This window comes from Rhodococcus sp. NPDC058532 (assembly GCF_042719255.1).
Taxonomy (GTDB): domain Bacteria; phylum Actinomycetota; class Actinomycetes; order Mycobacteriales; family Mycobacteriaceae; genus Rhodococcus_G.
Genome location: NZ_JBHXNU010000006.1, coordinates 1 through 24,746, shown reverse-complemented (window position 1 = coordinate 24,746; position 24,746 = coordinate 1). Strand labels below are relative to the sequence as shown.

The window sequence follows — 24,746 nt, the reverse complement described above, 5'->3', positions numbered from 1 at the left end:
ACGGTGGCGGGCATGCCCTGCGTCTTCTGCGCCATCGTCGCCCGCACCGCCGAGGCGAGCATCGTCCACGAGGACGAGCACACGCTCGCGTTCATGGACATCCGCCCGTTCACGCCGGGACACCTGCTCGTGGTCCCGAGGGTGCACGCGTCGGGGCTGGCCGAGCTCGACCCGGAGGACGGGCGGCGGGTGTTCGCGGTCGGGCAGCGGATCGCGACGGCGCTGCGGGCGGGCGGTCGCGGGGTCCCCGGCGAACCCGAGGACGGCCCCCGCGCGGACGGGGTCAACCTGTTCCTCGCCGACGGGGTCGCGGCGGGCCAGGAGGTGTTCCACGTCCACCTGCACGTCATCCCGCGGAGCGCCGGCGACGGGTTCGGGCTGCGGGGCAGGCCGACGACCCCGCGCCGCGACGACCTGGATTACCTGGCAGGCACGATCCGGCGACGGCTCGGCACCGGCTGATATGTAGCATGCACATCGCGTGTTTCGTGAAGATCCGGAGTGAGGCGACGTGACCGAGCAGATTCCCGACCAGCAGCTTCTCTACGTCAACGACGGGCTGTCCGACGAGGAGATCCAGCAGCAGGCCGACCGCTATGGTCCGTTGACCGACAGCGTCCGGGCGCTGATCGCAGCCACCCTGCAGACCGAGGTCGACGACCCGGAGATTCGGCGCGCCAGGGAACTCGTCGAGGAGGCCACCGCGCTGCTGCGGGCCAAGGCGATCCCCGGGCCATATGGGGTCCGCTGGGGCGCCTCCGGGCGGAAGCGGGCCTGGGGCAACGCCGCCGACGGGCTGCGCAACGCGGTCGCGCCGCCCCTCGACATCCAGCACGACGCGGACGGGCTCGGCTGGGCCGAATTCCACCTCGGACCGCAGTACGAGGGCCCGGCCGGACTCACCCACGGCGGGGTGTCGGCGCTGATCCTCGACCAGCTCCTCGGGGACACCGCGGTCGCGGCGGGCAGCCCCGGCATGACCGGGACGCTCACCCTGCGCTACCGGCGTCCCACCCCGCTCGGCAGGCTCCGCGCCGAGGCACGGTTCGACCGGATCGAGGGGGTCAAGGCGTTCGTGAAGGGGCACATCGCCGACGCGGACGGGGTGACCGTCGAGGCCGAGGGCATCTTCATCCTGCCGCGCTGGGCGCGGGAGGCCACCGACGCCGCGGCCACCGCCGGTTAGGACAGGCCGGTTGCCGGCCTGCCGCTGCGCGGGTCCACCGGCCGGTCCGCGTGGCCCAGGTCCCGGCCGGGGGCGACGACGTCACGGACCCGCTGCTTGAGCACCTTCGCCTCCGGGAACCCGCCGTCGCGGGACCGATCCCACACGGGGGTGCCGTCGACGTCGACGACGAACACCCCGCCGGTGCCGGGGACGAGGGCGACCTCGCCGAGGTCGGCGCCGAACGTGGTCAGCAGTTCCTGCGCCAGCCACGCCGCCCGCAGCAGCCACTGACACTGCGTGCAGTACGTGATGCGCACCCGCGGGGATCCCATCCGGTCAGCCTGCCAGCTCGGGGTCGGCCGGGTCCCTGCGCGCCCGGCGCTGCCCCGCCCACGCGGTGACCGGTCGGCCCGCGATCAGGTGTTCGTCGACGAACCGGTCGACGCGGTCCGCCGTCAGCTCGGAATACCAGACGTCGTCCGGGTACACCGCCACCACCGGCGCCTGCGAGCACGGAAACATGCAGCCGGTCAACGTGATCAGGACGTCGTCGTCGCCGAGGCCCCGAGCGGTGACGGCGTCGTCGAGGGCCCGTCCGGTCTCGGCGCCGCCGCGCGCCGAACACCGCGGTCCCCGGCACACCAGCACGTGCCTGGTGAAGCCGGGCACCTCGTCCCACGCGGGGGAGGTGAGCGGTGCGGTGGTGGTGCGGGCCGGGGAGGTCGGTCCGGTGATCGCCGCCTCCAGCAGATCCGGGTAGGTGGCGGTGTCGGTGAGCGGTGCCGCGATCCGCACATCCGGGGTGGTGGCGTCCCCGCGCCCGCGCAGCCAGTGCCCGATCACCCGGCGGAACCACGCGTCCATCTTCCGGTCGAGCACGGTCTGCGCGCTCACCACGATCACCTCGGACGCGCCCGCGCCCGCGGCCTCGTCCAGCGCGGCCGTCACGGTCGTCCCGGTGCCGCCGAGGACCGCGGTCCGGTACTCGGTGCCGGGGTGCCTGCCGCGCAGCACGCCGACCGCGCCGAGCACCTGGTCGCGGGGGTCGTCGCCGCGGTCCGTCGGGGCGGTGACAATCACCCAGCGTCGAAAATCGTTCATGGTGTTGCCCTTTCGATGTCCGCGCCGCGCGTGCCGCACAGCACCACCATCGGGCGCCCGGTGCGGGGATGCGGCTGCACGAGCGCGTCGAGGCCGTACACGTCGGCCAGCAGGTCCGCGGTGAGGACGGTTTCGGTGGGCCCCTCGGTGATCACCCGGCCGTCGTGCAGCACCACCAGGTGATCGCAGTACATCGCCGCCAGGTTCAGGTCGTGCATCGCTGCGACCGTCGTCAGCCCCCGCGCCCGGATCAGGTCCAGCAACTCCAGTGACGCGGACACGTCGAGGTGGTTCGTCGGCTCGTCCATCAGCAGCACGCACGGCCGCTGCGCGAACGCCCGCGCCAGCTGCGTCTTCTGCCGCTCGCCGCCGGACAGGTTCCGCCACACCCGGTGTCGCAGGTGGCCGATCCCGGCTGCCGCGAGGCCGTCGGCGACGAGGTCGCCGTTGCCGAGGCCTGCGGGGCGGGCCCAGCCGCCGCGGTGCGGAATGGTGCCGAGCTCGACGATCTGCTCCACCGTCAGGTCCAGGTCGGTCGCCGAATGCTGCTCCACCAGAGCGACGGTGCGCGCGAACTCCCGACGGGCGATCGCGGTTGCGGGGTCGTCGCCGAGCAGCACTCGTCCGCGGTCGGGGCGCACGAGCCGGGCCATCGCCGACAGCAGCGACGTCTTGCCGGAGCCGTTGGGGCCGATCAGCCCGGTCACCCGCCGGGACGGCGCCCGGCAGCTGACCCGGTCGAGGATCGTTGCGCCGTCCACCGACCAGGTGAGGTCCTCGACGCGGACCTCGGGGGAGTGGTGGCTCATCCGCGGGCCCCCCGCCTGCGCAGCAGCAGGACGAACACCGGGACGCCGACCACCGCGGTGACGATGCTGATCGGCAGCTCCCGCCCCGGCAGGATCGTGCGGGCCGCGACATCCGCCCACACCAGCAGCACCGCGCCGACGAGTGCGACGACGGGCAGCAGTCGGGCGTGCAGCGGTCCGGCGAGCATCCGGGCGGCGTGCGGGACGACGAGCCCGACGAAGCCGATCACCCCGGCCTGCGCGACGAGGGCGGCGGTGCACAGCGACGCCACCCCGTACAGCACCCAGCGGGAGCGGTCGACGTCGGTGCCCAGGCTCGCGGCGGCGCGCTCGCCGAATGCGAACGAGTCCAGCACCCGGGCGTGCCCGAGCATCACGACGGCGGTGACCGTCACGACCGCGGCGATCGCCACCAGCCCCGACCACCGCACCCCCGCGACCGACCCGAGCGTCCACTGCAACACCCGATGGGCGGCGTCCCGGTCCCCGAGCAGCACCAGCGCCGACGTCACCGCCGCCGCGAACTGCCCGACCGCGATGCCCGCCAGCACCAGCCGCCCCGGCAGCAGGGCGCCCGACCGGGACGTCGAGATGAGGAACACCAGCAGCAGGCACCCGAGCGACGCGACGAACGCCGCCGCCGCCACCGACCCGACCCCGAGGACGCCGGCCGTCCCGACCCCGGCGGTCAGGGCGAGCACCGCACCGAGCGAGGCGCCGCCGGACATGCCGAGCAGGTAGGGGTCGGCGAGCGGGTTGCCGGTCAGCGACTGCAGCACCGCCCCGCACAGCGCAAGCCCGGCCCCGACCAGCGCCGCAGCGAGCACCCGGGGCAGCCGCAGGTCGACGACGATGTGCGTGGTCAGCAGGTCGGTGCCGGGACCGAGCCCGAGCCGCCCGGCGACGGCCTCGACGACGGTGCCGATCGACAGGTCGGCAGCCCCGATCGTTACCCCCGCCGCGCAGCTCACCGCGAGCAGCGCGGCCAGTGCCAGCGTCCAGCCTGCTGCGGTCGTCGACCGGACCCGGGTGGGCACCCGGGTTGCCGCGCTCATGCCGGGCCGCCGCCCAGTTGCTCGGCGACCAGGGTCGCGCCCTCGATCAGTCGCGGTCCGGGGGTGCTCGCCGAGAACGGGACGACGACGAACGCATCGCCGCGCACCGCGGTCAGGTCCCGCAGCGCCGGATCGGCGCGCAGGTACGCCTTCTTCTCCTCGGCGGTGTCCCACGACGCGTCGGCCAGGACGATGACGTCGGGGTCCGCGGCCAGCACCGTCTCCCAGCTGCCATCGGCCCAGGACCCGTCGACCCCGGCGAAGATGTTGGTGCCGCCGACCGCGTCGATGATCAGCTGCGGGCCGCCCGCATTGCCGCCGACGTACGGGATGTCGGTGTTGCTGTCGTACCAGAAGATGCTCTTGCCCTCCGCCGGTGCGGCTGCCTCGATGCCCGCGACCGTCTCGCGCATCTGCGCGACCACCGCCGCCGCCTCGGACTCGCGGCCGAACAGGGTGCCGTAGTCGCTGATCTCGGTGCCGATGGAATCCCACGCGACCGGCGGGCGCGCCGCGCGGTTCGGGCAGCCGAACGGCGAGACGTAGGTGCCGATGCCGAGGTCGTCGAACGAGTCCTGCGAGCCGACGGCCTTGTCGTCGAACGCGGTCGCATACGACGCCAGCACCAGATCCGGTTTCGTCTCGAGCAGCGCCTCGCGGCTCGGGTAGTCCTGCTCGTTCAGCGGCGGCACCTGCGCGTACGCGGCCTGCCACTGCGGGGCGATGGTGTCGTCGAGGTATGCGGTGCCGACCAGGGCGTCCTGCGCGCCGATCGACAGCGCCGTCTCGGTGGCCCCCTGGTTGAGGGTGACGCCGCGTTCGGCCGGGCCGTCGAGGGTGACGGTGCGTCCGCAGTTCTGCAGGGAGATCGCGGCGGTGTCCGGGGCCGGGTCCGACCCGGCGCACGCGGAGAGAAGGAGCGTGGCCGCTGCGGTGGCAGCGACGGCGGCGAGGGCGCGGGGTGAAACGGGGGTACGCAAGGTGACCCGCCTTCCATGACTCGTGGAAAACGTGCAGGCAGGTGTCGCGGCCGGTCTCCTGGCTCGGCAGGGTGACCGCCGACCACGCCTTCCCGGATGTGCGCATCCAGTGGCTGGGGCGAGCCCCGGGTGGTCGACCAACCTGCCCACAGTGGCGAGTACCGCGCCGGATTCGTACCGGACTTCCCGTTCACCGTGACACCGGGAGGAAGGATAGTCGACGGCCCGCCCGCCGCCCTGCCCCGCTTGTCCGGTTCGCCGCGGCTCCGGCGGCCGACGGACCGAAACCCGATAGGGTTGGTTCGTGCGCCCCTCACTTTCCGACTACGCCCACCTGGCCGGCGGCAAGGTCCGCGACCTCTACACCATCGACGACGAGCACCTGCTGCTCGTCGCGAGCGACCGGATCTCGGCCTACGACCACATCCTCAGCACCCCGATCCCGGACAAGGGGCGGGTGCTGACCGCGATGAGCGTGTTCTTCTTCACCCGGCTGACCGCCCAGAACCACCTGGCGGGCCCGCCGGACGACGAGCGGATCCCCGCCGAGGTGCTCGGCCGGGCCCTGGTGGTGAAGAAGCTGAACATGGTGCCCGTCGAGTGTGTTGCGCGCGGCTACCTCACCGGGTCGGGGCTGGCCGACTATCAGAGCACCGGCGCGGTGTGCGGTGTGCAACTGCCGGAGGGCCTGGTCGAGGCGTCGCAGCTGCCGGAACCGATCTTCACCCCGGCGACCAAGGCCGCGCTCGGCGACCACGACGAGAACGTCGACTTCGCGACCGTCGTCGACCAGCTCGGCCAGAACCTCGCCTTCAAACTGCGCGAGGACACCCTCGACATCTACACGCGCGCCGCGATTTTCGCGTCTGAGCGCGGAATCATCCTCGCGGACACCAAGTTCGAGTTCGGGATCGACGCCGACGGCAACCTGGTGCTCGCCGACGAGGTGCTCACCCCCGACTCGTCGCGGTACTGGCCCGCCGACGGCTACGAGGCGGGCCGGGTGCAGCCCAGCTTCGACAAGCAGTTCGTCCGCAACTGGCTGACCGGTCCCGAGTCCGGCTGGGACCGGGCCTCGGACACCCCGCCGCCGCCGCTGCCGCAGGAGATCGTCGACGCCACCCGCGCCCGCTACATCGAGGCCTACGAGCGGATCTCCGGGCTGTCCTTCGCCGACTGGATCGGGTGACGACATAGGCTGACGGGCATGAGCTCGCCTGATGCCGCACCCCCGGTCGCGAAGAAGGTCCCCCAGCCGCGCACCCATCACGGCGACACGTTCGTCGACGACTACGAGTGGCTGCGGGACAAGAGCGACCCGGAGGTCGTCGCGTATCTCGAGGCGGAGAACGCCCACACGGACGCGCGGACCGAGCACCTGGGGCCGCTGCGGGAGGCGATCTTCGGCGAGATCAAGTCCCGCACCCAGGAGACCGACCTCTCGGTGCCGTCCCGGATGGGGCAGTGGTGGTACTACTCGCGCTCGTTCGAGGGCAAGCAGTACGGGGTGCACTGCCGCTGCCCGATCGCGTCCGCCGACGACTGGACCCCGCCGGTGCTGACCACCGACGCCGAGATCCCCGGCGAGCAGGTGCTGCTCGACGGCAACGAGCTCGCCGAGGGGCACGACTTCTTCGCGCTCGGCGCGCTGTCGGTGACCCTCGACGGCAGCCTGCTCGCGTACTCCGTCGACACCGCGGGCGACGAGCGCTACCTGCTGCGGTTCAAGAACCTCGACAGCGGCGACCTGCTCGCCGACGAGATCGCTGGCACCGCGCCGGGCGCCACCTGGTCGCTGGACAACCGGCACGTCTTCTACCTGACCGTCGACGAGGCGTGGCGCCCGGACACCGTCTGGCGGCACGAATTGGGCACCCCGCGGTCCGCGGACGTGCGGGTCTTCCACGAGCCCGACGAACGGTACTGGGTCGGCTTCGGATCCACCCGCAGCGAGAAGTACCTGACGATCTGGATCGGGTCGAAGATCACCTCCGAGATCTGGTACCTCGACTCGGCGGACCCGGAGGGCGAGTTCACCGTCGTCCTGCCCCGGGAGGAGGGCGTCGAGTACGCCGTCGACCACGCCGTCGTCGGCGGCGAGGACCGCTTCCTGATCCTGCACAACGGTGCCGCGGACGGGGTGAAGGCGGAGAACTTCACCCTCGTCGACGCCCCGGTCGCCGACCCGACCGAGCAGCGGACGCTGATCGAGCACCGCGCCGATGTTCGGCTCGAGGACGTCGACGCGTTCGCGGGCCATCTGGTCGTCACCTACCGGCGGGAGGCGTTGACCCGGCTCGCGGTGTGGCCGCTGACCGGGGCGGGCTACGGCGAGCTGCGCGAACTGGAGTTCGGTGAGGAGCTGTACTCGGTCGGCGCGGGCTCCACCCCGGAGTGGGAGAGCCCGCTGCTGCGGCTTGGGTACACCTCGTTCATCACGCCGAGCCGCGTGTACGACCTCGAGATCGCGTCCGGGGCCCTGCTGCTGCGCAAGGAACAGCCGGTCCTCGGCGGCTACGATCCCACCGACTACGAGCAGCACCGGGACTGGGCGACCGCCGCGGATGGGACCCGGATCCCGATCTCGATCGTGCGTCGTCGCGGCGCCGACGCCGACCCGGCGCCGCTGCTGCTGTACGGATACGGCTCGTACGAGTCCAGCATCGACCCCGGGTTCTCGGTGGCGCGGCTGTCCCTGCTTGACCGCGGGATGGTGTTCGCGGTCGCGCACGTACGCGGCGGCGGCGAGATGGGCAGGCACTGGTACGAGGACGGCAAGATGCTGTCGAAGAAGAACACCTTCACCGACTTCGTGTCCTGCGCACGGCATCTCGTCGACACCGGGCGCACCGCACCGGATCGGATGATCGCCGACGGGGGCAGCGCGGGCGGCCTGCTCGTCGGTGCGGTCGCGAACCTGGCGCCGGAGCTGTTCGCCGGGATCCTGGCGAACGTGCCGTTCGTCGACCCGCTCACCTCGATCCTCGACCCGTCGCTGCCGCTGACCGTCATCGAATGGGACGAGTGGGGAAATCCCCTCGCGGACAAGGACGTCTACGACTACATGCGCTCGTACAGTCCGTACGAGAACGTCGGCGCCCACGACTACCCGGCGATCCTGGCGATCACCAGCATCAACGACACCCGGGTGCTGTACGTGGAGCCGGCCAAGTGGGTCGCGAAGCTGCGCGCGACCAAGACCGGCGCCGCCCCGCTGCTGCTGAAGACCGAGATGAGTGCCGGGCACGGCGGGGTCAGCGGCCGGTACGAGAAGTGGCGCGAGGTGGCGTTCGAGTACGCCTGGGTGCTGGACACGGTCGGTCTCGGCTGACGTCGGGCGGGTCCCCCGGATGCACCACTGCGCGTCAGTGCCCGTTCACCTTCGGCTGCCACGCTGGGGGTCATGACCGCAACGCTGATCGTGTCGGTGTCGGGAATCCGGGACGAGACCCGGGAGCTGGTTGCCGGGTTCGCGGGTGCGATGGACGCCCGCGGGGTCCGTCTGTCGCTGCTGGTGGCGCCGCGGCTGAAGGACAAGTATCGGCTGGTGCGCGACGAGCCGACCCAGGACTGGTTGCGCGCCCGCCGGGACCGGGGCGACGCCATCGTCCTGCACGGCTACGACCAGGCCGCGACCAAGAAGCGGCGCGCCGAGTTCGCCGCCCTCCCGCAGCACGAGGCGATGCTGCGTCTGGTCGCGGCGGATCGGGTGCTGGAGGAGACGGGGCTGCGGACCCGGGCGTTCGCCGCGCCGCGGTGGCAGGCGTCACCGGGGGCGGTCGCCGCGCTGCCCGGCGCGGGCTTCCGACTGCTCGCGGGACTGTCGAGCATCGACGACCTCGACCGCGGCACCGCGGTGCGGGCCAGGGTGCTCGGCGTCGGGGGCGGGTTCGGCAGTGAGCCGTGGCGGTGCCGGGCGCTGGTCCTGCGGGCCGGTCGGATCGCCCGCCGCGGCGGCACCGTCCGGCTCGCGGTCACCGCAAAGCAATTGGCGCACCCCGGTCCGCGGCAGGCGATCCTCGACGCCGTCGACCTCGCGCTGCACCATCGGGCGGGCCCGGACGCCTACCGTTGGCGTCCGCGTCGCGGGGGGCATCGAGGTGGCGTGAGGGCCGGCCCTGCGCGTCACGCGCGGGTCGGTCCGGTCAGCGCGTCGAGGACCCGCTCAAGCCCGAACTCCCAGGCGGACTCGGCGCTGTAGGAGCTGTTCATGGCCTCGCCCGCTGCGGCGCCGACCCGCCGGGCGAGCGGATGCGCGTCGCCGAGATAGCCGCCCAGCGTCGTGTGCCACCGCACCCACGCCTCGGCCATGTCCGCGGCGTGCGGGTCGGGCCGCCGGGATCGGGCGGCGGACCGGACGAAGTCGGTGACGAAGGTGAGGGCGGCGTCGCGGGCGACGTCGCCGAGGCCCATGCCGTCGAAGGCGTGCAGGTCGTGGTCGTACTTGGCGATCGTGCCCGGGCCGAAGGAGGCGCGTTCGTCGGTGACGTCGAGCAGCCACGGGTGCCGGGTGTGGAGCGCGAGTTCCTGGCCGGCGAGCTGGCGGATCCGGTCGCGGCCGGTGCCCGCCGGGTACGGCGCGGGCGTCCAGCCCGCCCGGACGGCGTCGACCATGAGCACGAGCAGGTCGTCGCGGGACCCGACGTGGGTATAGAGGGCCATCGACGAGATGCCCAGGTCGGCGGCGAGGCGGCGCACCGTCACGGCGTCGATTCCCTCGGCGTCGGCGAGGGTGATCGCGGCGTCGACGGCCTGCGAGGTCGTGACCTTCGAGCGCGGGCCGCGGCTGCCGCCGGTCGGGGCGGCGGGGTGCTCGCGCCACAGCAGGTCGATCAGATCGCGCGCCATCGGACACCTCCACCGGTGGGAATACTTCGCCGCGACACGTACTTTATACATTGCATAAGGTTTCTCGTCTCGATGGAGGTCGCATGAAGATCACCGGTACCGCCCTGTCCCTGAACGTCGCGGACCCCGCCGCGTCCGCGGAGTTCGCCGCCACCCATTTCGGTTTCACCGAGGCCATGGCCGACGACGGCTTCATCTCCCTCGCCCACCCGGACGCGGGCGTCAACGTGATCTTCCTGCGCACCGGACTCGGCACCTTCAAGCCGGCGTCGATCGCCGGACCGGCGGGGCAGGGCCTGCTGATCGTGTTCGTCGTCGACGACATCGACGCCGAGTTCGCCCGCATCGCCGCCGCGGGCGCCGTCGTCGTCACCGAACCCGAGACCGAGCCGTGGGGTGAGCGCTACTGCCAGTTCGCGGACCCCAACGGCCTGGTGTGGCAACTCGTGCAGTGGGTGTGAATCCCGCTCAGGACAGCTCGGTCCCCGATTCCCCGGGCAGCACCCGGAACTCGGTGCCGTCCGGGGCCATGTCGGTGTAGCGGCCGTAGAAGATCCCGGTCGCCTCGTTCGCGAGGATCGCCTGGTGGATCGGCACCGCGACCCGCGGCGCGACGGCGCGCAGGTAGTCGATCGCCTCGGCGATCTTCAGCCACGGCGCGGCGGCGGGGAGCGCGAGCACGTCGACCCGCTCGTGCGGGATGTACAGCGAGTCGCCGGGGTGCAGCAGCCGGGCCGGGTTGTCGTCGTCGCCGAGCAGGAACGCGGTGTTGTCGATCACCGCCAGGTCCGGGTGGATCACCGCGTGCCTGCCGCCGGTTCCCCGCAGATGCACCCGGCCGACGTCGAACGCGTCACCCGGGCGCACTGGGGTCCACCGGTCGCCGAACTGCGCGGCGGTCTGCGGGTCCGCGAACAGGGCGGCGCCCGGATTGGCCTCGACCAGCGCGGGCAGCCGGGCCGTGTCGGCGTGATCGGGATGCTGGTGGGTGATCGCGATCGCGTCCAGGCCGGTGATCCCCTCGAAGCCGTGCGAGAAGGTGCCGGGATCGAACAGGATCGTCGCGCCGAGGTGCTCGACGAGCAGGCAGGAGTGGCCGAAGTGGGTGAGCCGCATGCCCCCGAGTATGCGCTGGTTCACACCGCGGCGGGGCACCCGCGACCGTGTGCGCGAGCCAGCGGGGCGGACCGGTAAACTGCCAGTTGCCCGGCGTGATTCTCCCGGGCACAACCGCAGCACCAAGCGAGGAGCAGCACGTGGCCCGTGTCGTTGTCGAAGTCATGCCCAAGGCCGAGATCCTCGACCCGCAGGGGCAGGCCATCGTCGGGGCGCTGTCCCGGCTCGGCTTCGCTGGCGTGTCCGATGTCCGCCAGGGGAAGCGGTTCGAGTTGGAGATCGACGGCAGTGTCGAGGACGCCGAGCTGGAGAAGATCGCCGAAGGTCTGCTGGCCAACACCGTGATCGAGGACTGGGTCGTGCGGCGAATCGACGTCGAGGCATGAGCGCCCGCGTCGGAGTCATCACCTTCCCCGGCACCCTCGACGACGTCGACGCCGCCCGCGCCGTGACCCTCGCTGGTGGCGAGGCCGTCAGCCTGTGGCACGGCGACGCCGACCTCAAGGGCGTCGACGCGGTCATCGTCCCCGGCGGCTTCTCGTACGGCGACTACCTGCGCTGCGGCGCGATCGCGCGGTTCGCCCCGGTGATGGGCAAGGTCGTCGATGCCGCGAAGGGCGGGATGCCGGTCCTCGGTATCTGCAACGGCTTCCAGGTGCTCTGCGAGGCGGGCCTGCTGCCCGGCGCGCTGACCCGCAACCAGGGTCTGCACTTCATCTGCCGCGACCAGTGGCTCAAGGTGGAGTCCACCTCCACCGCGTGGACCAGCCGCTACGAGTCCGGCGCCGAGATCCTGATCCCGCTCAAGTCGGGTGAGGGCCGCTACCAGGCGTCCGAGCGGGTGCTCGACGAGCTCGAGGGGGAGGGCCGCGTGGTGTTCCGCTACTCGGGCGACAACCCGAACGGGTCGCAGCGCGGCATCGCGGGCATCGCGTCCGAGAACGGCCGCGTCGTCGGTCTGATGCCGCACCCCGAGCACGCGACCGAGCCGCTCACCGGCCCGAGCGACGACGGGCTCGGCATGTTCTACTCGGCGCTGGAGAGCGTCGTCTCCGCCTGATCGGACGCTGACGGGAGGCCCCGGAAACTCACTGGAGTTTCCGGGGCCTCCCGTGTTCCTATGGCCGGGTCACCCGCACCGGAAGGAACCGATGTCTACCGCGCATATCGCCGTGATCAGCATTCCCGCACCCGGCCACGTCAACCCGAGTCTCGAGATCGTCCGGGAGCTCGTCGCGCGTGGTCACCGGGTCAGCTATGCGAACGACCCGTCGATGGCGGCGGTGATCGAAGCCGCCGGCGCCGAGCTGCGGCCCTATACCTCGACGTTGCCCGGCGTGAACACCGGCGACTCGGGGACCGCGTCGGAGAAGTCCTGGGACGGCGACATGATCGACCAGTTGACGTTGTTCCAGGAGGACTACGAGTCGATGCTGCCGCAGCTGCGGGCGCTGTACGACTCCGACCGGCCGGACCTGTTCCTGTACGACATCGCGGGCGGTCCGGCGCGGATCCTGGCCGAGGAGTGGGGGATTCCGATCGTGCAGCTGTCCCCGACCTACGTCGCGTGGGAGGGCTACGAGGAGGACATGGCCCCGGTTCTCGCCCCCATCCGTGAGGAACCGAAGGGGATCGCGTACCGGGAGCGGCAACGAAAGTTCCTGCAGGACAACGGTGTCACGGCCGACCCCGACGCCTTCTTCGGGCGGCCGACGCGCGCGGTGGTGCTGATCGCGAAGTCGATGCAGCCCAACGCGGACCGGGTGGACGAGGACGTATACACCTTCACCGGGCCTGCCCTTCCGCTGGATCGTGCGTCGGAGGGCACCTGGACGCGTCCGGCAGGCGAGTCGAAGCTGCTGCTGATCTCGCTGGGTACCGCGTTCACCGATCAGGCCGATTTCTACCGCCGCTGCGTCGCGGCGTTCGGCGATCTCGTCGGATGGCACGTCGTCCTGCAGATCGGCACCCAGGTCGACGTCGCCGATCTGGGTACGGTTCCCGCCAACGTGGAGGTGCACCGCTGGGTGCCGCAATTCGACATCCTCCGTGAGGCGGATGCGTTTCTCACCCACGCGGGGATGGGCGGGTCGAGCGAGGGAATGGTCACCGGGACACCGATGATCGCGGCGCCGCAGGCCGTCGACCAGTTCGAGAACGCGGACGCGCTCGTCACGGCCGGGGTGGCGGTGCGCGTCGACAGCGAGTCGGCGACCGTGGCGGAGTTGCGGGACGCGCTCCGGACCGTGGACGGTCCCGAGATCCGCAACCGCAGTGATGCGCTCGCCGACGAGCTCCGGGCCGCGGGAGGGGTGCGGGTCGCGGTCGAGGTGATCGAGGGTTACCTCTGACCCTCGGCCGATCACCGAGCGCAGCGCCGCGAGTTCGGCGGCGAGCGCGTCACGGCCGGTGATCTGGTTGAACCTCTGCGGGAACCTGTTTCAGGTGGGTACCGTTCCCGGCATGATCACCACCGTCGTGTGGGGCACCGGTAACGTCGGCCGGGCGGCGATCCGTGCCGTGGACGCGCACCCCGCGCTCGATCTCACCGCCGTCCTCGTCCACAACCCCGACAAGGTCGGTCGCGACGCGGGCGACCTCGGCGCCGCCGGGCGCGATCTCGGGGTCGCGGCGACCGACGACATCGACGCGGTCCTCGCCGCCGGGCCAGCCGCCGTCGTGTACGCCGCCTCCGGGGACGTCCGGCCGGCCGAGGCGCTCGCCGACATCTGCCGGGCGATCCGGGCGGGCGCGGTGGTCGTCAGCCCCGCCCTGTACCCGCTCTACGACCACCGCAGCGCCCCGCCGGAGCTGCGGGACCCGATCCGCGCGGCCATCGCCGAGGGGGGCGGCTCGTTCTTCGCCTCCGGCATCGACCCCGGATGGGGCAACGACGTGTTGCCGATCCTGCTCAGCGGCCTCGCGACCCGGATCGACGCGATCCGCTGCCAGGAGATCTTCGACTACACCACCTACGACCAGCCCGATTCGGTGCGCTACCTGGTCGGGATGGGGCAGCCGATGGACTACCTGCCGCCGATGGTCGCGCCGTCCGTTCCCACCATGGTGTGGGGCGGCCAGGTTCGGATGATCGCGCGGGCGCTCGGCGTCGAGCTCGACGAGATCCGCGAAACCCTGGACCGGCGGGCCCTCGACGCCACCGTCAGCACCCCGGCCATGGGCGACTTCGAGGCGGGCACCCAGGGCGCCCTGCGGTTCGAGGTCCAGGGCATCGTCGACGGCGACCCCGTCATCGTCATCGAACACGTCACCCGCATCCACGCCTCCTGCGCCCCCGACTGGCCGACGCCGCCGGATGGGGACGGCGCGCACCGGGTGATCATCGAGGGCAGGCCCCGGATCGAGGTCGCCGTCGAGGCAACCGATGAGGGCGGCAACCGGTCGGCGGGCGGCAACGCGACCGCGGTCGGGCGGCTGGTCGGGGCCATCGACTGGCTCGTCGACCACGAGCCGGGACTCTACGACGCACTCGACGTGCCGCTGCGCCCCGCGGTCGGCAGGCTGGCAGTGCACGGCACATCGGCAACTCACGGGACCGGGGCAACGCACGGGACCTCGGCACCGGAAAGGACCCCGGCATGATCATCGACCTCCCCGAGGACAAGGACCCGATCGGCTACGTGTGGGGCGAGATGGTGCCCGGCATCGGGATCCCCGCCTCCCAGTTCTCGCTGTCCGTGTACGAGCACTCGACGATCGACCTGCGCGCCTTCGAGGCGGCCCGGTTGCGGATCGCGCAGATCAACGGGTGCATCTTCTGCCAGGACTGGCGCACCGAACGCGACGGCGTCAAGGTCGAGGACGGGTTCGACGAGGCCGTCGAGAGTTGGCGCACCACCGAGACTTTCGACGATCGCACCCGGCTCGCCGCCGAGTACGCCGAACGCTACGCACTCGACCATCACGGCCTCGACGACGAGTTCTGGGCGCGGATGAAGGCGCGGTACACCGACGCCGAGATCGTCGAACTGTCGATGAGCATCGGCGCGTGGCTGGCGTTCGGCAGGCTCAACCACGTGCTGGGCCTGGACACCGCCTGCGTGCTGCCGGGGCACTGAGGTGGGCTAGGGGTGATCAACCCATAGACCAAGGGTGATCCCCACCGGCACCGCCCGGACCGGTGTGGAGCCCCGCCGATGAGGTCCAGGCAGGGAGGCGACACTCGGGCGGTGGGTCGGCATCCGGGACGGGACGCGGACCCACCGCAGGCGCGTCAGCTCAGGGACCTGACCAGGCCGGTGATCGTTGCCGCATCGGCGCGGTCCGCGGTGCGGTCGGCGTCGAGGAGGGTAAAGGTGACGAACCCGGCGTCCAGCTCGGCGAAGTCCGTGCCCACCGCGGGCGGGGTCGCGGCCCGGCCGGGCTTGATCTCGTAGGTGGTGTCGTCGATCCGGGAGTACCGGATGTCCGCCGCGGACGCGGACGACATCGGCGTGTACTTCATCCCCTTTGGCGCGGTGGCGCCGTCCTTGAGCAGCGGGTAGTTGATGTTGAGGACGGTGCCGGGGGAGGTGCGCGGGACCCCGCCGTCGAGGATCCGTACCAGCAGGGCCGCGGTCTGGTCGTATGCGGGGACGAGCTCCGGGTCGCGGCTGGTATCGGTGCTGATCGCGATCGCGGGGATGCCGAAGGCGCCGCTCGCGACGACGGCGGCGCCGACGGTCCCCGAATAGTTGGTGTCGAAGCCGACATTGGACCCGACGTTCGTCCCCGACACGACGAGATCGGGCTTGGCGTCCTTGAACACCTCGTTGATCCCGAACATCGCGGACCCGGCCGGTGTCGAGGTGACCGAGTACACCTTCGGATCGCCGCTCGGGTGGGTGACCGTCAGCTTGCCCTGGAAGTCGATCGCCGCCGACTTCCCGCTCTGGTTCTGCGCGGGCGCGACCATCGTCACGTCGTGACCGGCCGCGGTCAGTGCCCGATAGGTCGCGGTGATCCCCGGCGCATCCCAGCCGTCGTCGTTGGTCAGCAGGATCCGGAGCGGGCCGGGGGTGTCGCCGGACGGCGGTGCCGCACTGGATCCCTCGAAGGCCGAGGCGCCGGACGCGGCGGTGAGTAGCACCGCGGCGGCGGCAACGGTGACGATCAGCGGGCGGGTGAATCGCACGGGAGTGTGTCCCTTCTCAATGACAACGGGGATGCGAAGGTACGGGTCTTCGCCTCCGGATTCGTGATCCGTGTCACTGAGTGGGACCGGGGCAGGCTCGCCGCGGTACGGCGGCTACGCGGGGGCCGCGGGCAGCGCGTCGAAGAAGTCGGCGCTCGGCGTGAAGAACGCCGAGCCCGTCACCGCGACCGAAAAGTCCAGCAGCCGATCGTAATTGCCGCGCGGATCGCCGAGGAACATGTTCTCCAGCATGCGCTCGGTGACCGCCGGATCCTTGCAGTAGCCGATGAAGTAGGTGCCCATCTCGCCGCCGACCCGGCCGTACGGCAAGTTCGCGCGCAGGATCTCCAGCGCGTTGCCCTGCTCGTCCTTGATCGCGGTCAACGCCACGTGCGAGTTCGCCGGCTTGACATCGTCACCCATCTCGATGTCCTCGAGTTTCGTTCGGCCGATCACGTTTTCCTGCTCGGGCACCGGCAACGCCTCCCAGGAGACCAGGTCGTGCACGTACCGCTGCACGTGCACGTAGGAACCGCCAGCGAAGTGCGGGTCCTCCGCGCCGACGGTCACCGCCGCGACCGCCTTGGTCCCGCTCGGGTTCTCGGTTCCATCCACGAACCCGATCAGGTCCCGGTTCTCGAAGTACTGGAAGCCGTGCACCTCGTCGACGACGGTGACGGCGTCGCCGAGTCGCTTGGTGATCTGGTGCGCCAGTTCGAAGCACGCGTCGATCGTCATCGCCCGAATGTGGAACAGCAGGTCGCCCGGTGTCGACGGTGCCTGGTGCGTGCCGCCGCGCAGCGCCGGGAACGGATGCAGGGCGGCCGGACGTGGGCCGGTGAACAGCCGGTCCCACGCGGCCGAGCCGATGCTGACGATCAGTTCCAGGCCAGCGCCGGGCACCCGCAGTCCCACCGACCGGCGCAGTCCGGCGGCCTCGGCGAGCACCCGACGGGCGACATCCTCGCCGTCGTCGTTGATCGTGACGACCAGAAAGACCGCCGCAGGTGTCAGCGGGTAGGACACCGTCTGAGGTTCGGGAGTGGCTGCGGCGGGCGATGTTTCAGGCATTCGGTACTCCCGTGATTGGGGCGGGCGGCAGAGCTGATCCGGTCCGTCAACCCTAGACGAGCCCGGACCGGCCGGACGGGATCGGTTTCCGCGTATCGGGGCAGGAGTCCGGACGGTTCTAGGATCACGGTCATGTCCACGATGACCGACGCCACCGCTTCCGGGCTCTGTTCCTTCGTCGATGCCTCGCCGTCCCCGTTCCACGTGTGCGCGACCGTGGCGGCCGAGCTGGCCGCGGCCGGCTTCGTCGAACTGCGCGAAACCGATGGCTGGCCCGCAGCGCCGGGCCGGTACTTCCTGGTGCGCGGCGGGTCGCTGGTCGCGTGGAGCACCGAGGAGGCCGGGTCCGGGGCGGCGCCGTTCCGGATCGTCGGGGGGCACACCGACAGCCCGAATCTGCGGGTCAAGCAGCACCCCGACCTCGACTCAGCTGGCTGGCAGATGGTCGGTCTCGAACCGTATGGCGGTGCGTGGCTGAACTCGTGGCTGGACCGCGACCTCGGCATCTCCGGTCGGCTCAGCGTTCGGGAGGGAAACGGACTGCGGGAACATCTGATTCGGGTGGATCGGCCGATCCTGCGGGTGCCGCAGCTGGCGATTCACCTGTCCGAGGAGCGCAAGGGCGTCAGCCTCGATCCGCAGCGGCACCTGAACGCGATCTGGGGGGTCGGGTCGTCGCCGCGCAGCTTCCTCGCGTTCCTCGCCGGGGAGGCCGGGGTCGACGCGGACGCGGTGCTCGGCTGGGAACTGATGACCCACGACCTGGCGCCGAGCGCGGTCGTCGGACTGCACGACGAGCTGGTGTCCGCGCCGCGGCTGGACAACCAGGGCACCTGCTACGCGGGCAGCCGGGCGCTGCTCGCCGCGGCCGAGGCCCCTGGCGAGGCGATCCCCGTCCTCGCGCTGTTCGACCACGAGGAGGTAGGGTCGATGTCCGACCGGGGCGCCTTCTCGGACCTGCTGAACTCGGTGCTCGAGCGAATCGTGCTCGGTCGCGGCGGCGGCCGCGAGGACTTCCTGCGTGCGATGGCGGGGTCGGTGTGCGCGTCCGGGGACATGGCGCACGCCACCCACCCCAACTACCCGGACCGGCACGAGCCCGCCCATCGGATCCTGGTGAACGGGGGACCGGTGCTCAAGGTGAACCAGAACCTCCGCTACGCCACCGACGCCGCTGGCGCTGGCGCGTTCGCGTTGGCGTGCGATCGTGCCGCGGTTCCGCTGCAGCGGTACGTGCACCGCGCGGACCTGCCGTGCGGATCGACGATCGGGCCGATCACCGCATCCCGGACCGGGCTGTCCACCGTCGACGTCGGGGCGCCGCAACTCGCGATGCATTCGGCGCGGGAGCTGATGGGCGCTGCGGACGTCGCGTCGTACGCGGACGCGCTCGCCGCGTTCCTTACGCCGCAGGAGTGACCACCGGCGCCCGCGCCGTGACTGTCGATCGAACACCGGATGGCGTCCGCCCCGCCGACCCGGTGACGATGTGCGTACCGGGACCCGCTCCAGATAACAATTGCCTCATCAGTCCCAGCAGCCACTCCGGTGTCGTGGTTGGGTGGGTGCGGCGGGGCCGGGTGGGTCCGCGGGTCACGTCCGTCGATCGGGAGGACACACGCTCGTGCACAGTCCCAGTCAGTCGAAGTCGTCCGTCCTCGGCCGCGGCCGGGCCGCGGCGGTCGCCACCGGGGTCGCGGTGCTGATCGCTGCCACCGCAGCGGCGCCGTCGTCGGCACAGTCCCTCGGATCGTCGGGGTCCTCGGGGTCGTCGATCACCCCGCCCGGTGGGCCGTGCGGCCAGAATTCCGGCGGCTCCGCCGGTTCGATCGGCAGGGCGCTCCCGTGGATCACCGGGTCGCCCGACGGCGCGGTGCCCCGGCTGACCGGCGCAACGAAGGCGATCGAGATGGTCACCGGGCCCGGCAGCCCGAACGACACCATCGACCGGTTCAGCGTCTCCGGAACCGATCTCGGGATCATGTGGGACAACGGGGGCGCCGGCGCCGATCACCGCGTGCTCATGGCGTTCGGCGACACCGTCGGCGAGTGCGGTGTCGACGACGACGACTGGCGCAGCAACGTGCTGTTCCGCAGCTCGGACACCACGCTCGCCGACGGGATGCGAATCGACAGTTCGCCGCTGGACCGGCCCAACCACTCGAAGGAGATCATCCCCGGCTTCGGCATCCCCGGCGAGTACACCACCATCCCGACCGCGGGCATCGCGATCGGCGGCAAGCAGTACGTGCGGTACATGTCGGTCCGCAGCTGGGACACCCCCGGTGAGTGGACGGTCAACTATTCCGCGATCGCCGTCTCCGGCAACGACGGGGAGACCTGGACATCGGACGTCGCGTCGGTGCGGGCCAATGTCGACGGTCTCGGCATCCCCGGCATCCCCGCGGTGGACCCCGGCAATGCGAACTTCCAGCAGAGCGCGTTCGTGGACGGTAAGGACGGCTTCGTCTACGAGTACGGCACCCAGTCCGGCCGCAGCGGCGGTGCCCGACTGGCACGGGTGCCGAGCAACCAGATTCTGGACCTGACCGCGTACCGGTACTGGGATGGCAGCGCGTGGGTCGCCGAGATGACTCGGGCGGTGCCGGTCATCCCGGCGCCGGTCAGCGAGCTGTCCGTGCAGTGGAACGACTACCTGAACAAGTACGTCGCGATGTCCACGGACGTCACCGGGCTGGTCATCCGGCAGGCGGACCGGCTCGAGGGTCCGTGGTCCGGCAAGCAGACCATCGTCAGCTCGGTCCTGCTGCCCGGCCTGTACGGCGGGTTCATGCACCCGTGGACGCGGGGGCAGCATCTCGAGTACGTCATCACCACCTGGGATCGCTACAACGTCATCTACATGCGCACCGATCTGAGCGGGCTGCGGATGGCGTCGACGGACCAGGTCGACCGGCCGGACCCGGCGACGACCGGCGACGCGGAGCTCCTCGGTGTCGACGTCCCCGCCGAGGGGCAGACGATCGACGGCTGAGCGACCGGCGCCGGCCCGGCAGCGACCCGAAGGTCCTGCCGGGCCGGTCCGTTCGGCTCGACGGTGACCCCGCGCTGACGTGACCGTGCCCACGTGCGGTGACCAGTGCGGAAGGTGTCGGGGCAGCGGGCTAGACTTTGCGCTGGCAGCGCCTCGCCGGACTGCCCATTCGATTCCTCCAGGGAAGGGACCCGACTCCCCGTGTCACCGCAGGTCGATACCGTCACCCACGCCGCAGCGACCCCCGACGTCGCCCAGCCCTACCGGGAACTGGGACTCAAGGACGACGAATACGCCCGGATCCGGGAGATCCTCGGCCGCCGTCCCACCGACGCCGAACTGGCGATGTACTCGGTGATGTGGTCCGAGCACTGCTCCTACAAGTCCTCCAAGGTGCACCTGAAGTACTTTGGGGAGACCACCACCGACGAGATGCGGGCGTCGATGCTCGCGGGCATCGGGGAGAACGCGGGCGTCGTCGACATCGGCGACGGCTGGGCGGTCACCTTCAAGGTGGAGTCGCACAACCATCCTTCGTACATCGAGCCGTACCAGGGCGCCGCGACCGGCGTCGGCGGCATCGTCCGGGACATCATGGCGATGGGTGCCCGCCCGATCGCGGTCATGGATCAGCTGCGCTTCGGTGCGGTCGACCACCCCGACACCCGCCGCGTCGTCGACGGTGTCGTCCGCGGCGTCGGCGGCTACGGCAACTCCCTCGGCCTCCCGAACGTCGGCGGCGAGACCGTGTTCGATGCGTCCTACCAGGGCAACCCGCTCGTCAACGCGCTGTGCGCCGGCGCGATGCGGGTCGAGGACCTGCACCTGGCGTTCGCGTCCGGCGTCGGCAACAAGATCATCCTGTTCGGTGCCCGCACCGGCCTCGACGGCATCGGCGGCGTGTCCGTCCTCGCGTCGGAAACCTTCGACGAGAGCGCGGGCGGGCGCCCGAAGAAGCTGCCCGCCGTCCAGGTCGGCGACCCGTTCACCGAGAAGGTTCTCATCGAGTGCTGCCTCGACCTGTACCGGGAGAAGCTGGTCGTCGGTATTCAGGACCTCGGCGGCGCCGGGCTGTCCTGCGCCACGTCGGAGCTCGCCGCGGCAGGCGACGGCGGCATGCACATCAGCCTCGAGCAGGTGCCCACCCGCGCCACCGGGATGACCGCAGCCGAGGTCCTCTCCAGCGAGTCCCAGGAGCGCATGTGCGCCGTGGTGACCCCGGAGAACGTCGACGCGTTCATGGCCGTCTGCAAGAAGTGGGACGTACTGGCCACCGTCATCGGCGAGGTCACCGACGGTGAACACCTCGTCATCGACTGGCACGGCGAGACCGTCGTCGATGCCCCCGCCCGCACCATCGCCCACGAGGGCCCCGTCTACGAGCGTCCGGTGCAGCGCCCGGACAGCCAGGACGCGCTGGTCGCGAACACCACCGCCGGGCTCAAGCGTCCGGAGACGGACGCCGAGCTCGAGGCGACACTGCTGAAGATGGTCGGTTCTCCGCAGCTGGCCAGCCGCAAGTGGATCACCGAGCAGTACGACCGCTACGTCCGCGGCAACACGGTCCTCGCCGAGAACGCCGACGGCGGCGTGATCCGGGTCGACGAGAAGACCGGCCGCGGCATCGCCCTCGCGACGGACGCGTCCGGCCGCTACACCGCCCTCGACCCGTACACGGGTGCGCAGCTCGCGCTGGCCGAGGCGTACCGCAACGTCGCCGTTACCGGAGCCACCCCGAAGGCCGTCTCCAACTGCCTCAACTTCGGGTCCCCCGAGGATCCGGGCGTCATGTGGCAGTTCCAGCAGGCGGTGCGCGGGCTCGCGGACGGCTGCGCGCAGCTCGGCATCCCGGTCACCGGCGGCAACGTCAGCTTCTACAACCAGACCGGCGCCACCGCGATCCTGCCGACCCCCGTCGTCGCCGTGCTCGGCGTCATCGACGACGTGCACCGCCGCATCCCCACCGGTCTCGGCCTGGAGCCGGGGGAGACGCTGATCCTGCTCGGCGACACCGGGGACGAGTTCGACGGCTCCATCTGGGCGCAGGTCGAGCACGACCATCTCGGCGGGGTCCCGCCGAAGGTCGACCTCGAACGCGAACGCCTGCTCGCCGACATCCTGCTCGCCGGGTCCCGCGACGGGCTGATCTCCGCCGCCCACGACCTGTCCGAGGGCGGTCTCGCGCAGGCCGTCGTCGAGGCCGCGCTGGCGGGGGAGACGGGCTGCCGGATCCTGCTGCCCGAGGACGCCGACCCGTTCGTCACGCTGTTCTCCGAGTCCGCGGGCCGGGTGCTGGTCGCGGTGCCGCGCACCGAGGAGACCCGCTTCACCGGCATGTGCTCGGCCCGTGACCTGCCGTGGGTGCGGATCGGCGTCGTCGACGAGGGCTCCGACTCCGTCGAGGTCCAGGGGCACTTCTCCGTCACCCTCGACACGCTGCGCGCGACCTCCGAAGGAACGCTGCCTGCGCTGTTTGGATAGCCATGTGACCGACACGGAAGCGACCCGGGAACCCGGGACGGACCAGGCAGCCGCCGAACCGTCCCGGGTTCCGGTGCGTTCGGGCGAGGACCGCGCCCTCGATCGGTGGGTCAACCGGGTCCGGGAGTGGACGGCGCCGTGGGCGCCGGAGCGGCTCGCCGACAAGCATCCGTTCGTCGCGTGGGCGTGGGGCCTGCTCAGCCTCGACTTCACCGGCGTCGCGTTCGGTGCCCTGTTCTTCTGCTGGTCGCTGACCCCGTCGCTGCTGCCGCGGGACTGGCTGTACCAGGGCCTGATCGGCGGCATCACCGCGGCGATCGGCTACGCCGTCGGGTGCGTCCTCGGCTGGGGTGCGCACCGGTACTGGCTGTCGAAACTGTCGTGGTGGCCGCCCCCGGCGCGGGTGACGACACCGATCAAGGTGGCCGTGCCGGTGCTGTCCGTGATCGCCGCGCTGGTGATGCTGGTGTACTCGGCGAGCTGGCAGCGGGAGCTGGCCGCGCTGATGGGCGCCGAGGGCACCACGACCACCGGCTACCTGCGGACCCTCGGCCTGAGCGTGCTCGTCGCCGCGCTGCTGATCTCGCTGTGGCGGGTGCTGCGGGACCTGGTGCGGCTGATCGCCCGCTACCTGAACACCTGGCTGCGGGTGCCCCGGTCCGCCGCCGCGCCGATCGGGTTCGCCCTCGTCGCGTTCCTCGGCTACACCCTCGTCACCGATGTGCTCGTCAACGCTGCGTACTCGTTCGTGAACTCGGCGTTCAGCCTGCAGAACGACGAGACCAGGGAGGGTGTGGTGCGGCCGATCCGGCCGGAACGGTCCGGGAGCGTCGAGTCGTACGCGCCGTGGGACACCCTGGGATACGAGGGACGCGAGTTCGTCTACCGAGGACTGCACGCGGACCAGCTCGCCGCGTACAACGGCGCCCCAGCGCAGGAGCCGATCCGGGTGTACGCCGGTCTCGGCACCGCCGACGACACCAATGCCCGACTCGACGTCGTGATCCGGGAACTCGAACGCACCGGCGCATTCCAGCGGGAGGCGCTGGTCGTCATCCCGACCACCGGCACCGGCTGGGTCAACCCGACCGCCGCCGACGCCGTCGAGCTGATGTACAACGGGGACACCGCACTGGTCGCGAGCCAGTACTCGTACCTGCCGAGCTGGATCTCGTTCCTCGCCGACCGGGAGAAGGCCGCCGAGGCGGGCCGGGCGCTGGTCCACCGGGTGCACGACCGCTGGCTGCAGGAGCCCGCCGCGACCCGGCCGAAGCTGTTCGTGTACGGCGAATCGCTGGGAACCCAGGCGGGCGAGGCCGCATTCGACGGGCTCGCCGACATCCGGGAGATGGTCGACGGGGTGCTGTGGGTGGGGCCGCCGAACACGAACCCGCTGTGGCGCACCCTCGTCGCGCGCCGCGACCCGGGCAGCCCCGAGGTTCAGCCGGTGTACTCGGACGGGCTGGTGGTCCGGTTCGCCGAGGACGCCGCCGCGATCGGCGCGGAGCCGGGGCCCTGGCTGTACCCGCGGGTGCTCTACCTCCAGCACCCGTCCGATCCGGTGGTGTGGTGGAGCCCGGAGCTGATCTTCAACCGCCCGGACTGGCTGTCCGAGCCGCCCGGCTACGACCGGCTGCCAAGCATGCGCTGGTTCCCGTTCGTCACGTTCTGGCAGGTCGCCGCGGACCTGGCGAATGCGGCCGGGGTCCCGGACGGGCACGGCCACAACTACGGAACCACGGTGCTCGACGGATGGGTCGCGGTCGCCGCCCCGGACGGCTGGACGCAGGCGGACACCGAACGCGTCCGCGCGGTGCTGGACGCGAACGCGGGTCGTCAGGGCCCCGAGAAGTGACCATCCACGACCGAGTGAACGGAACCGTTCAGTCGATTAGACCTGAATCCACCGATGGAGATCGGCGGTACAACGTGTCATAGAAGGGCAGGTGCCCTCTGCGCTGGGATGATCGTTCTTGCGAAGGAATGAT

At 71.2% G+C, this 24,746-nt stretch carries 24 protein-coding genes and 1 riboswitch; of the genes, 15 read left to right on the top strand and 9 right to left on the bottom strand.

The genetic code is table 11. The features are described 5' to 3' along the window. Positions 1-12: 12 nt before the first annotated feature. Positions 13-462, top strand: coding sequence for an HIT family protein (locus tag ACFWQG_RS09240; RefSeq protein ID WP_378507312.1), 450 nt, complete (start codon positions 13-15; stop codon positions 460-462). 49 nt (positions 463-511) lie between these two features. Then, on the top strand, positions 512-1,186 hold the full coding sequence (locus tag ACFWQG_RS09235) for a PaaI family thioesterase (protein WP_378507311.1): 675 nt from the start codon (positions 512-514) through the stop codon (positions 1,184-1,186). Here ACFWQG_RS09235 and ACFWQG_RS09230 read toward each other — a convergent pair. Genes ACFWQG_RS09230 through ACFWQG_RS09210 form a run of 5 tightly spaced genes read right to left on the bottom strand, consistent with a single transcriptional unit; the run spans position 1,183 to position 5,113 of the window. Further along, on the bottom strand, positions 1,183-1,500 hold the full coding sequence (locus ACFWQG_RS09230; protein WP_378507310.1) for a SelT/SelW/SelH family protein: 318 nt from the start codon (positions 1,498-1,500) through the stop codon (positions 1,183-1,185). The two genes, ACFWQG_RS09235 and ACFWQG_RS09230, sit on opposite strands and share 4 nt — an antisense overlap. Before the next feature lie 4 nt (positions 1,501-1,504). Then, positions 1,505-2,269: a ferredoxin gene (locus ACFWQG_RS09225; RefSeq protein WP_378507309.1), complete on the bottom strand. Its 765-nt coding sequence runs from the start codon at positions 2,267-2,269 to the stop codon at positions 1,505-1,507. Next, the gene (locus ACFWQG_RS09220) at positions 2,266-3,078 is read right to left on the bottom strand and encodes an ABC transporter ATP-binding protein (protein ID WP_378507308.1); all 813 of its coding nucleotides are present in this window, start codon (positions 3,076-3,078) and stop codon (positions 2,266-2,268) included. The genes ACFWQG_RS09225 and ACFWQG_RS09220 overlap by 4 nt, the downstream gene beginning before the upstream one ends. Continuing rightward, a complete protein-coding gene (locus ACFWQG_RS09215) occupies positions 3,075-4,133 on the bottom strand; it encodes a FecCD family ABC transporter permease (RefSeq protein WP_378507307.1) in 1,059 nt (352 codons plus the stop codon). The genes ACFWQG_RS09220 and ACFWQG_RS09215 overlap by 4 nt, the downstream gene beginning before the upstream one ends. Continuing rightward, positions 4,130-5,113: an ABC transporter substrate-binding protein gene (locus ACFWQG_RS09210; protein WP_378507306.1), complete on the bottom strand. Its 984-nt coding sequence runs from the start codon at positions 5,111-5,113 to the stop codon at positions 4,130-4,132. Before ACFWQG_RS09210 ends, ACFWQG_RS09215 begins: the two co-directional genes overlap by 4 nt. Before the next feature lie 30 nt (positions 5,114-5,143). Further along, a riboswitch (cobalamin riboswitch) is annotated at positions 5,144-5,334 on the bottom strand. Between the two features lie 83 nt (positions 5,335-5,417). On the opposite strand from ACFWQG_RS09210, the gene ACFWQG_RS09205 reads away from it, so the two are divergent. The 3 genes from ACFWQG_RS09205 (at position 5,418) to ACFWQG_RS09195 (ending at position 9,314) form a co-directional block, all read left to right on the top strand. Next, positions 5,418-6,302, top strand: a complete 885-nt coding sequence (locus ACFWQG_RS09205; protein ID WP_378507305.1) for a phosphoribosylaminoimidazolesuccinocarboxamide synthase — start codon at positions 5,418-5,420, stop codon at positions 6,300-6,302. Positions 6,303-6,320: 18 nt separating this feature from the next. After that, positions 6,321-8,444, top strand: coding sequence for a S9 family peptidase (locus ACFWQG_RS09200; RefSeq protein ID WP_378507304.1), 2,124 nt, complete (start codon positions 6,321-6,323; stop codon positions 8,442-8,444). Positions 8,445-8,516: 72 nt separating this feature from the next. Further along, positions 8,517-9,314, top strand: coding sequence for a DUF2334 domain-containing protein (locus ACFWQG_RS09195; RefSeq protein WP_378507303.1), 798 nt, complete (start codon positions 8,517-8,519; stop codon positions 9,312-9,314). On the opposite strand, the gene ACFWQG_RS09190 is transcribed toward ACFWQG_RS09195, so the two are convergent. Continuing rightward, complete coding sequence (locus tag ACFWQG_RS09190; protein WP_378507302.1) at positions 9,239-9,961, bottom strand: TetR/AcrR family transcriptional regulator; 723 nt, start codon at positions 9,959-9,961, stop codon at positions 9,239-9,241. The genes ACFWQG_RS09195 and ACFWQG_RS09190 overlap by 76 nt on opposite strands. 83 nt (positions 9,962-10,044) lie before the next feature. On the opposite strand from ACFWQG_RS09190, the gene ACFWQG_RS09185 reads away from it, so the two are divergent. Next, positions 10,045-10,422: a VOC family protein gene (locus tag ACFWQG_RS09185; protein ID WP_378507301.1), complete on the top strand. Its 378-nt coding sequence runs from the start codon at positions 10,045-10,047 to the stop codon at positions 10,420-10,422. Positions 10,423-10,429: 7 nt separating this feature from the next. On the opposite strand, the gene ACFWQG_RS09180 is transcribed toward ACFWQG_RS09185, so the two are convergent. After that, positions 10,430-11,077 (bottom strand): MBL fold metallo-hydrolase, encoded by a 648-nt coding sequence (locus ACFWQG_RS09180; protein WP_378507300.1) that lies wholly within the window; start codon positions 11,075-11,077, stop codon positions 10,430-10,432. Positions 11,078-11,217: 140 nt separating this feature from the next. Here ACFWQG_RS09180 and purS point away from each other — a divergent pair, with 140 nt between their 5' ends. From purS to ACFWQG_RS09155, 5 genes are all read left to right on the top strand, one after another. Further along, entirely contained in the window at positions 11,218-11,463 is a 246-nt protein-coding gene (purS, locus tag ACFWQG_RS09175; RefSeq protein ID WP_378507299.1) for a phosphoribosylformylglycinamidine synthase subunit PurS, read from the top strand. Further along, positions 11,460-12,137 carry a phosphoribosylformylglycinamidine synthase subunit PurQ gene (gene purQ, locus ACFWQG_RS09170; protein WP_378507298.1) on the top strand — a complete coding sequence of 226 codons (678 nt, stop codon included), beginning with the start codon at positions 11,460-11,462 and terminating at the stop codon, positions 12,135-12,137. The genes purS and purQ overlap by 4 nt, the downstream gene beginning before the upstream one ends. 91 nt (positions 12,138-12,228) lie before the next feature. Next, positions 12,229-13,428: a macrolide family glycosyltransferase gene (locus ACFWQG_RS09165; protein WP_378507297.1), complete on the top strand. Its 1,200-nt coding sequence runs from the start codon at positions 12,229-12,231 to the stop codon at positions 13,426-13,428. A 112-nt stretch (positions 13,429-13,540) separates the two neighbouring features. Next, positions 13,541-14,680: a dihydrodipicolinate reductase gene (locus ACFWQG_RS09160; protein WP_378507296.1), complete on the top strand. Its 1,140-nt coding sequence runs from the start codon at positions 13,541-13,543 to the stop codon at positions 14,678-14,680. Then, positions 14,677-15,156, top strand: a complete 480-nt coding sequence (locus tag ACFWQG_RS09155) for a carboxymuconolactone decarboxylase family protein (RefSeq protein WP_378507295.1) — start codon at positions 14,677-14,679, stop codon at positions 15,154-15,156. The genes ACFWQG_RS09160 and ACFWQG_RS09155 overlap by 4 nt, the downstream gene beginning before the upstream one ends. A 155-nt stretch (positions 15,157-15,311) precedes the next feature. On the opposite strand, the gene surE is transcribed toward ACFWQG_RS09155, so the two are convergent. Next, a complete protein-coding gene (gene surE / locus ACFWQG_RS09150) occupies positions 15,312-16,211 on the bottom strand; it encodes a 5'/3'-nucleotidase SurE (RefSeq protein WP_378507294.1) in 900 nt (299 codons plus the stop codon). 114 nt (positions 16,212-16,325) lie between these two features. Next, positions 16,326-17,282 carry a Dyp-type peroxidase gene (locus tag ACFWQG_RS09145; protein ID WP_378507293.1) on the bottom strand — a complete coding sequence of 319 codons (957 nt, stop codon included), beginning with the start codon at positions 17,280-17,282 and terminating at the stop codon, positions 16,326-16,328. A gap of 132 nt (positions 17,283-17,414) precedes the next feature. Between ACFWQG_RS09145 and ACFWQG_RS09140 the strand changes: the two genes are divergently transcribed. The 4 genes from ACFWQG_RS09140 (at position 17,415) to ACFWQG_RS09125 (ending at position 24,613) form a co-directional block, all read left to right on the top strand. Continuing rightward, a complete protein-coding gene (locus ACFWQG_RS09140; protein WP_378507292.1) occupies positions 17,415-18,701 on the top strand; it encodes a M18 family aminopeptidase in 1,287 nt (428 codons plus the stop codon). Between the two features lie 205 nt (positions 18,702-18,906). Then, positions 18,907-20,277 carry a DUF4185 domain-containing protein gene (locus ACFWQG_RS09135; protein ID WP_378507291.1) on the top strand — a complete coding sequence of 457 codons (1,371 nt, stop codon included), beginning with the start codon at positions 18,907-18,909 and terminating at the stop codon, positions 20,275-20,277. 201 nt (positions 20,278-20,478) lie between these two features. Then, positions 20,479-22,758 (top strand): phosphoribosylformylglycinamidine synthase subunit PurL, encoded by a 2,280-nt coding sequence (gene purL / locus ACFWQG_RS09130; protein ID WP_378507290.1) that lies wholly within the window; start codon positions 20,479-20,481, stop codon positions 22,756-22,758. A 73-nt stretch (positions 22,759-22,831) separates the two neighbouring features. After that, positions 22,832-24,613, top strand: coding sequence for an alpha/beta hydrolase (locus ACFWQG_RS09125; protein WP_378507539.1), 1,782 nt, complete (start codon positions 22,832-22,834; stop codon positions 24,611-24,613). Positions 24,614-24,746 lie beyond the last annotated feature (133 nt).

Excerpts from the sequence above, each read along its gene's own strand:
- ACFWQG_RS09240 (WP_378507312.1), top strand. The coding sequence starts at position 13 with ATGCCCTGCGTCTTCTGCGCCATCGTCGCCCGCACCGCCGAGGCGAGC.
- ACFWQG_RS09230 (WP_378507310.1), bottom strand. The coding sequence starts at position 1,500 with ATGGGATCCCCGCGGGTGCGCATCACGTACTGCACGCAGTGTCAGTGG.
- ACFWQG_RS09225 (WP_378507309.1), bottom strand. The coding sequence starts at position 2,269 with ATGAACGATTTTCGACGCTGGGTGATTGTCACCGCCCCGACGGACCGC.
- ACFWQG_RS09220 (WP_378507308.1), bottom strand. The coding sequence starts at position 3,078 with ATGAGCCACCACTCCCCCGAGGTCCGCGTCGAGGACCTCACCTGGTCG.
- ACFWQG_RS09215 (WP_378507307.1), bottom strand. The coding sequence starts at position 4,133 with ATGAGCGCGGCAACCCGGGTGCCCACCCGGGTCCGGTCGACGACCGCA.
- ACFWQG_RS09200 (WP_378507304.1), top strand. The coding sequence starts at position 6,321 with ATGAGCTCGCCTGATGCCGCACCCCCGGTCGCGAAGAAGGTCCCCCAG.
- ACFWQG_RS09195 (WP_378507303.1), top strand. The coding sequence starts at position 8,517 with ATGACCGCAACGCTGATCGTGTCGGTGTCGGGAATCCGGGACGAGACC.
- ACFWQG_RS09190 (WP_378507302.1), bottom strand. The coding sequence starts at position 9,961 with ATGGCGCGCGATCTGATCGACCTGCTGTGGCGCGAGCACCCCGCCGCC.
- ACFWQG_RS09185 (WP_378507301.1), top strand. The coding sequence starts at position 10,045 with ATGAAGATCACCGGTACCGCCCTGTCCCTGAACGTCGCGGACCCCGCC.
- ACFWQG_RS09180 (WP_378507300.1), bottom strand. The coding sequence starts at position 11,077 with ATGCGGCTCACCCACTTCGGCCACTCCTGCCTGCTCGTCGAGCACCTC.
- purQ (WP_378507298.1), top strand. The coding sequence starts at position 11,460 with ATGAGCGCCCGCGTCGGAGTCATCACCTTCCCCGGCACCCTCGACGAC.
- ACFWQG_RS09165 (WP_378507297.1), top strand. The coding sequence starts at position 12,229 with ATGTCTACCGCGCATATCGCCGTGATCAGCATTCCCGCACCCGGCCAC.
- ACFWQG_RS09160 (WP_378507296.1), top strand. The coding sequence starts at position 13,541 with ATGATCACCACCGTCGTGTGGGGCACCGGTAACGTCGGCCGGGCGGCG.
- ACFWQG_RS09155 (WP_378507295.1), top strand. The coding sequence starts at position 14,677 with ATGATCATCGACCTCCCCGAGGACAAGGACCCGATCGGCTACGTGTGG.
- ACFWQG_RS09145 (WP_378507293.1), bottom strand. The coding sequence starts at position 17,282 with ATGCCTGAAACATCGCCCGCCGCAGCCACTCCCGAACCTCAGACGGTG.
- ACFWQG_RS09140 (WP_378507292.1), top strand. The coding sequence starts at position 17,415 with ATGTCCACGATGACCGACGCCACCGCTTCCGGGCTCTGTTCCTTCGTC.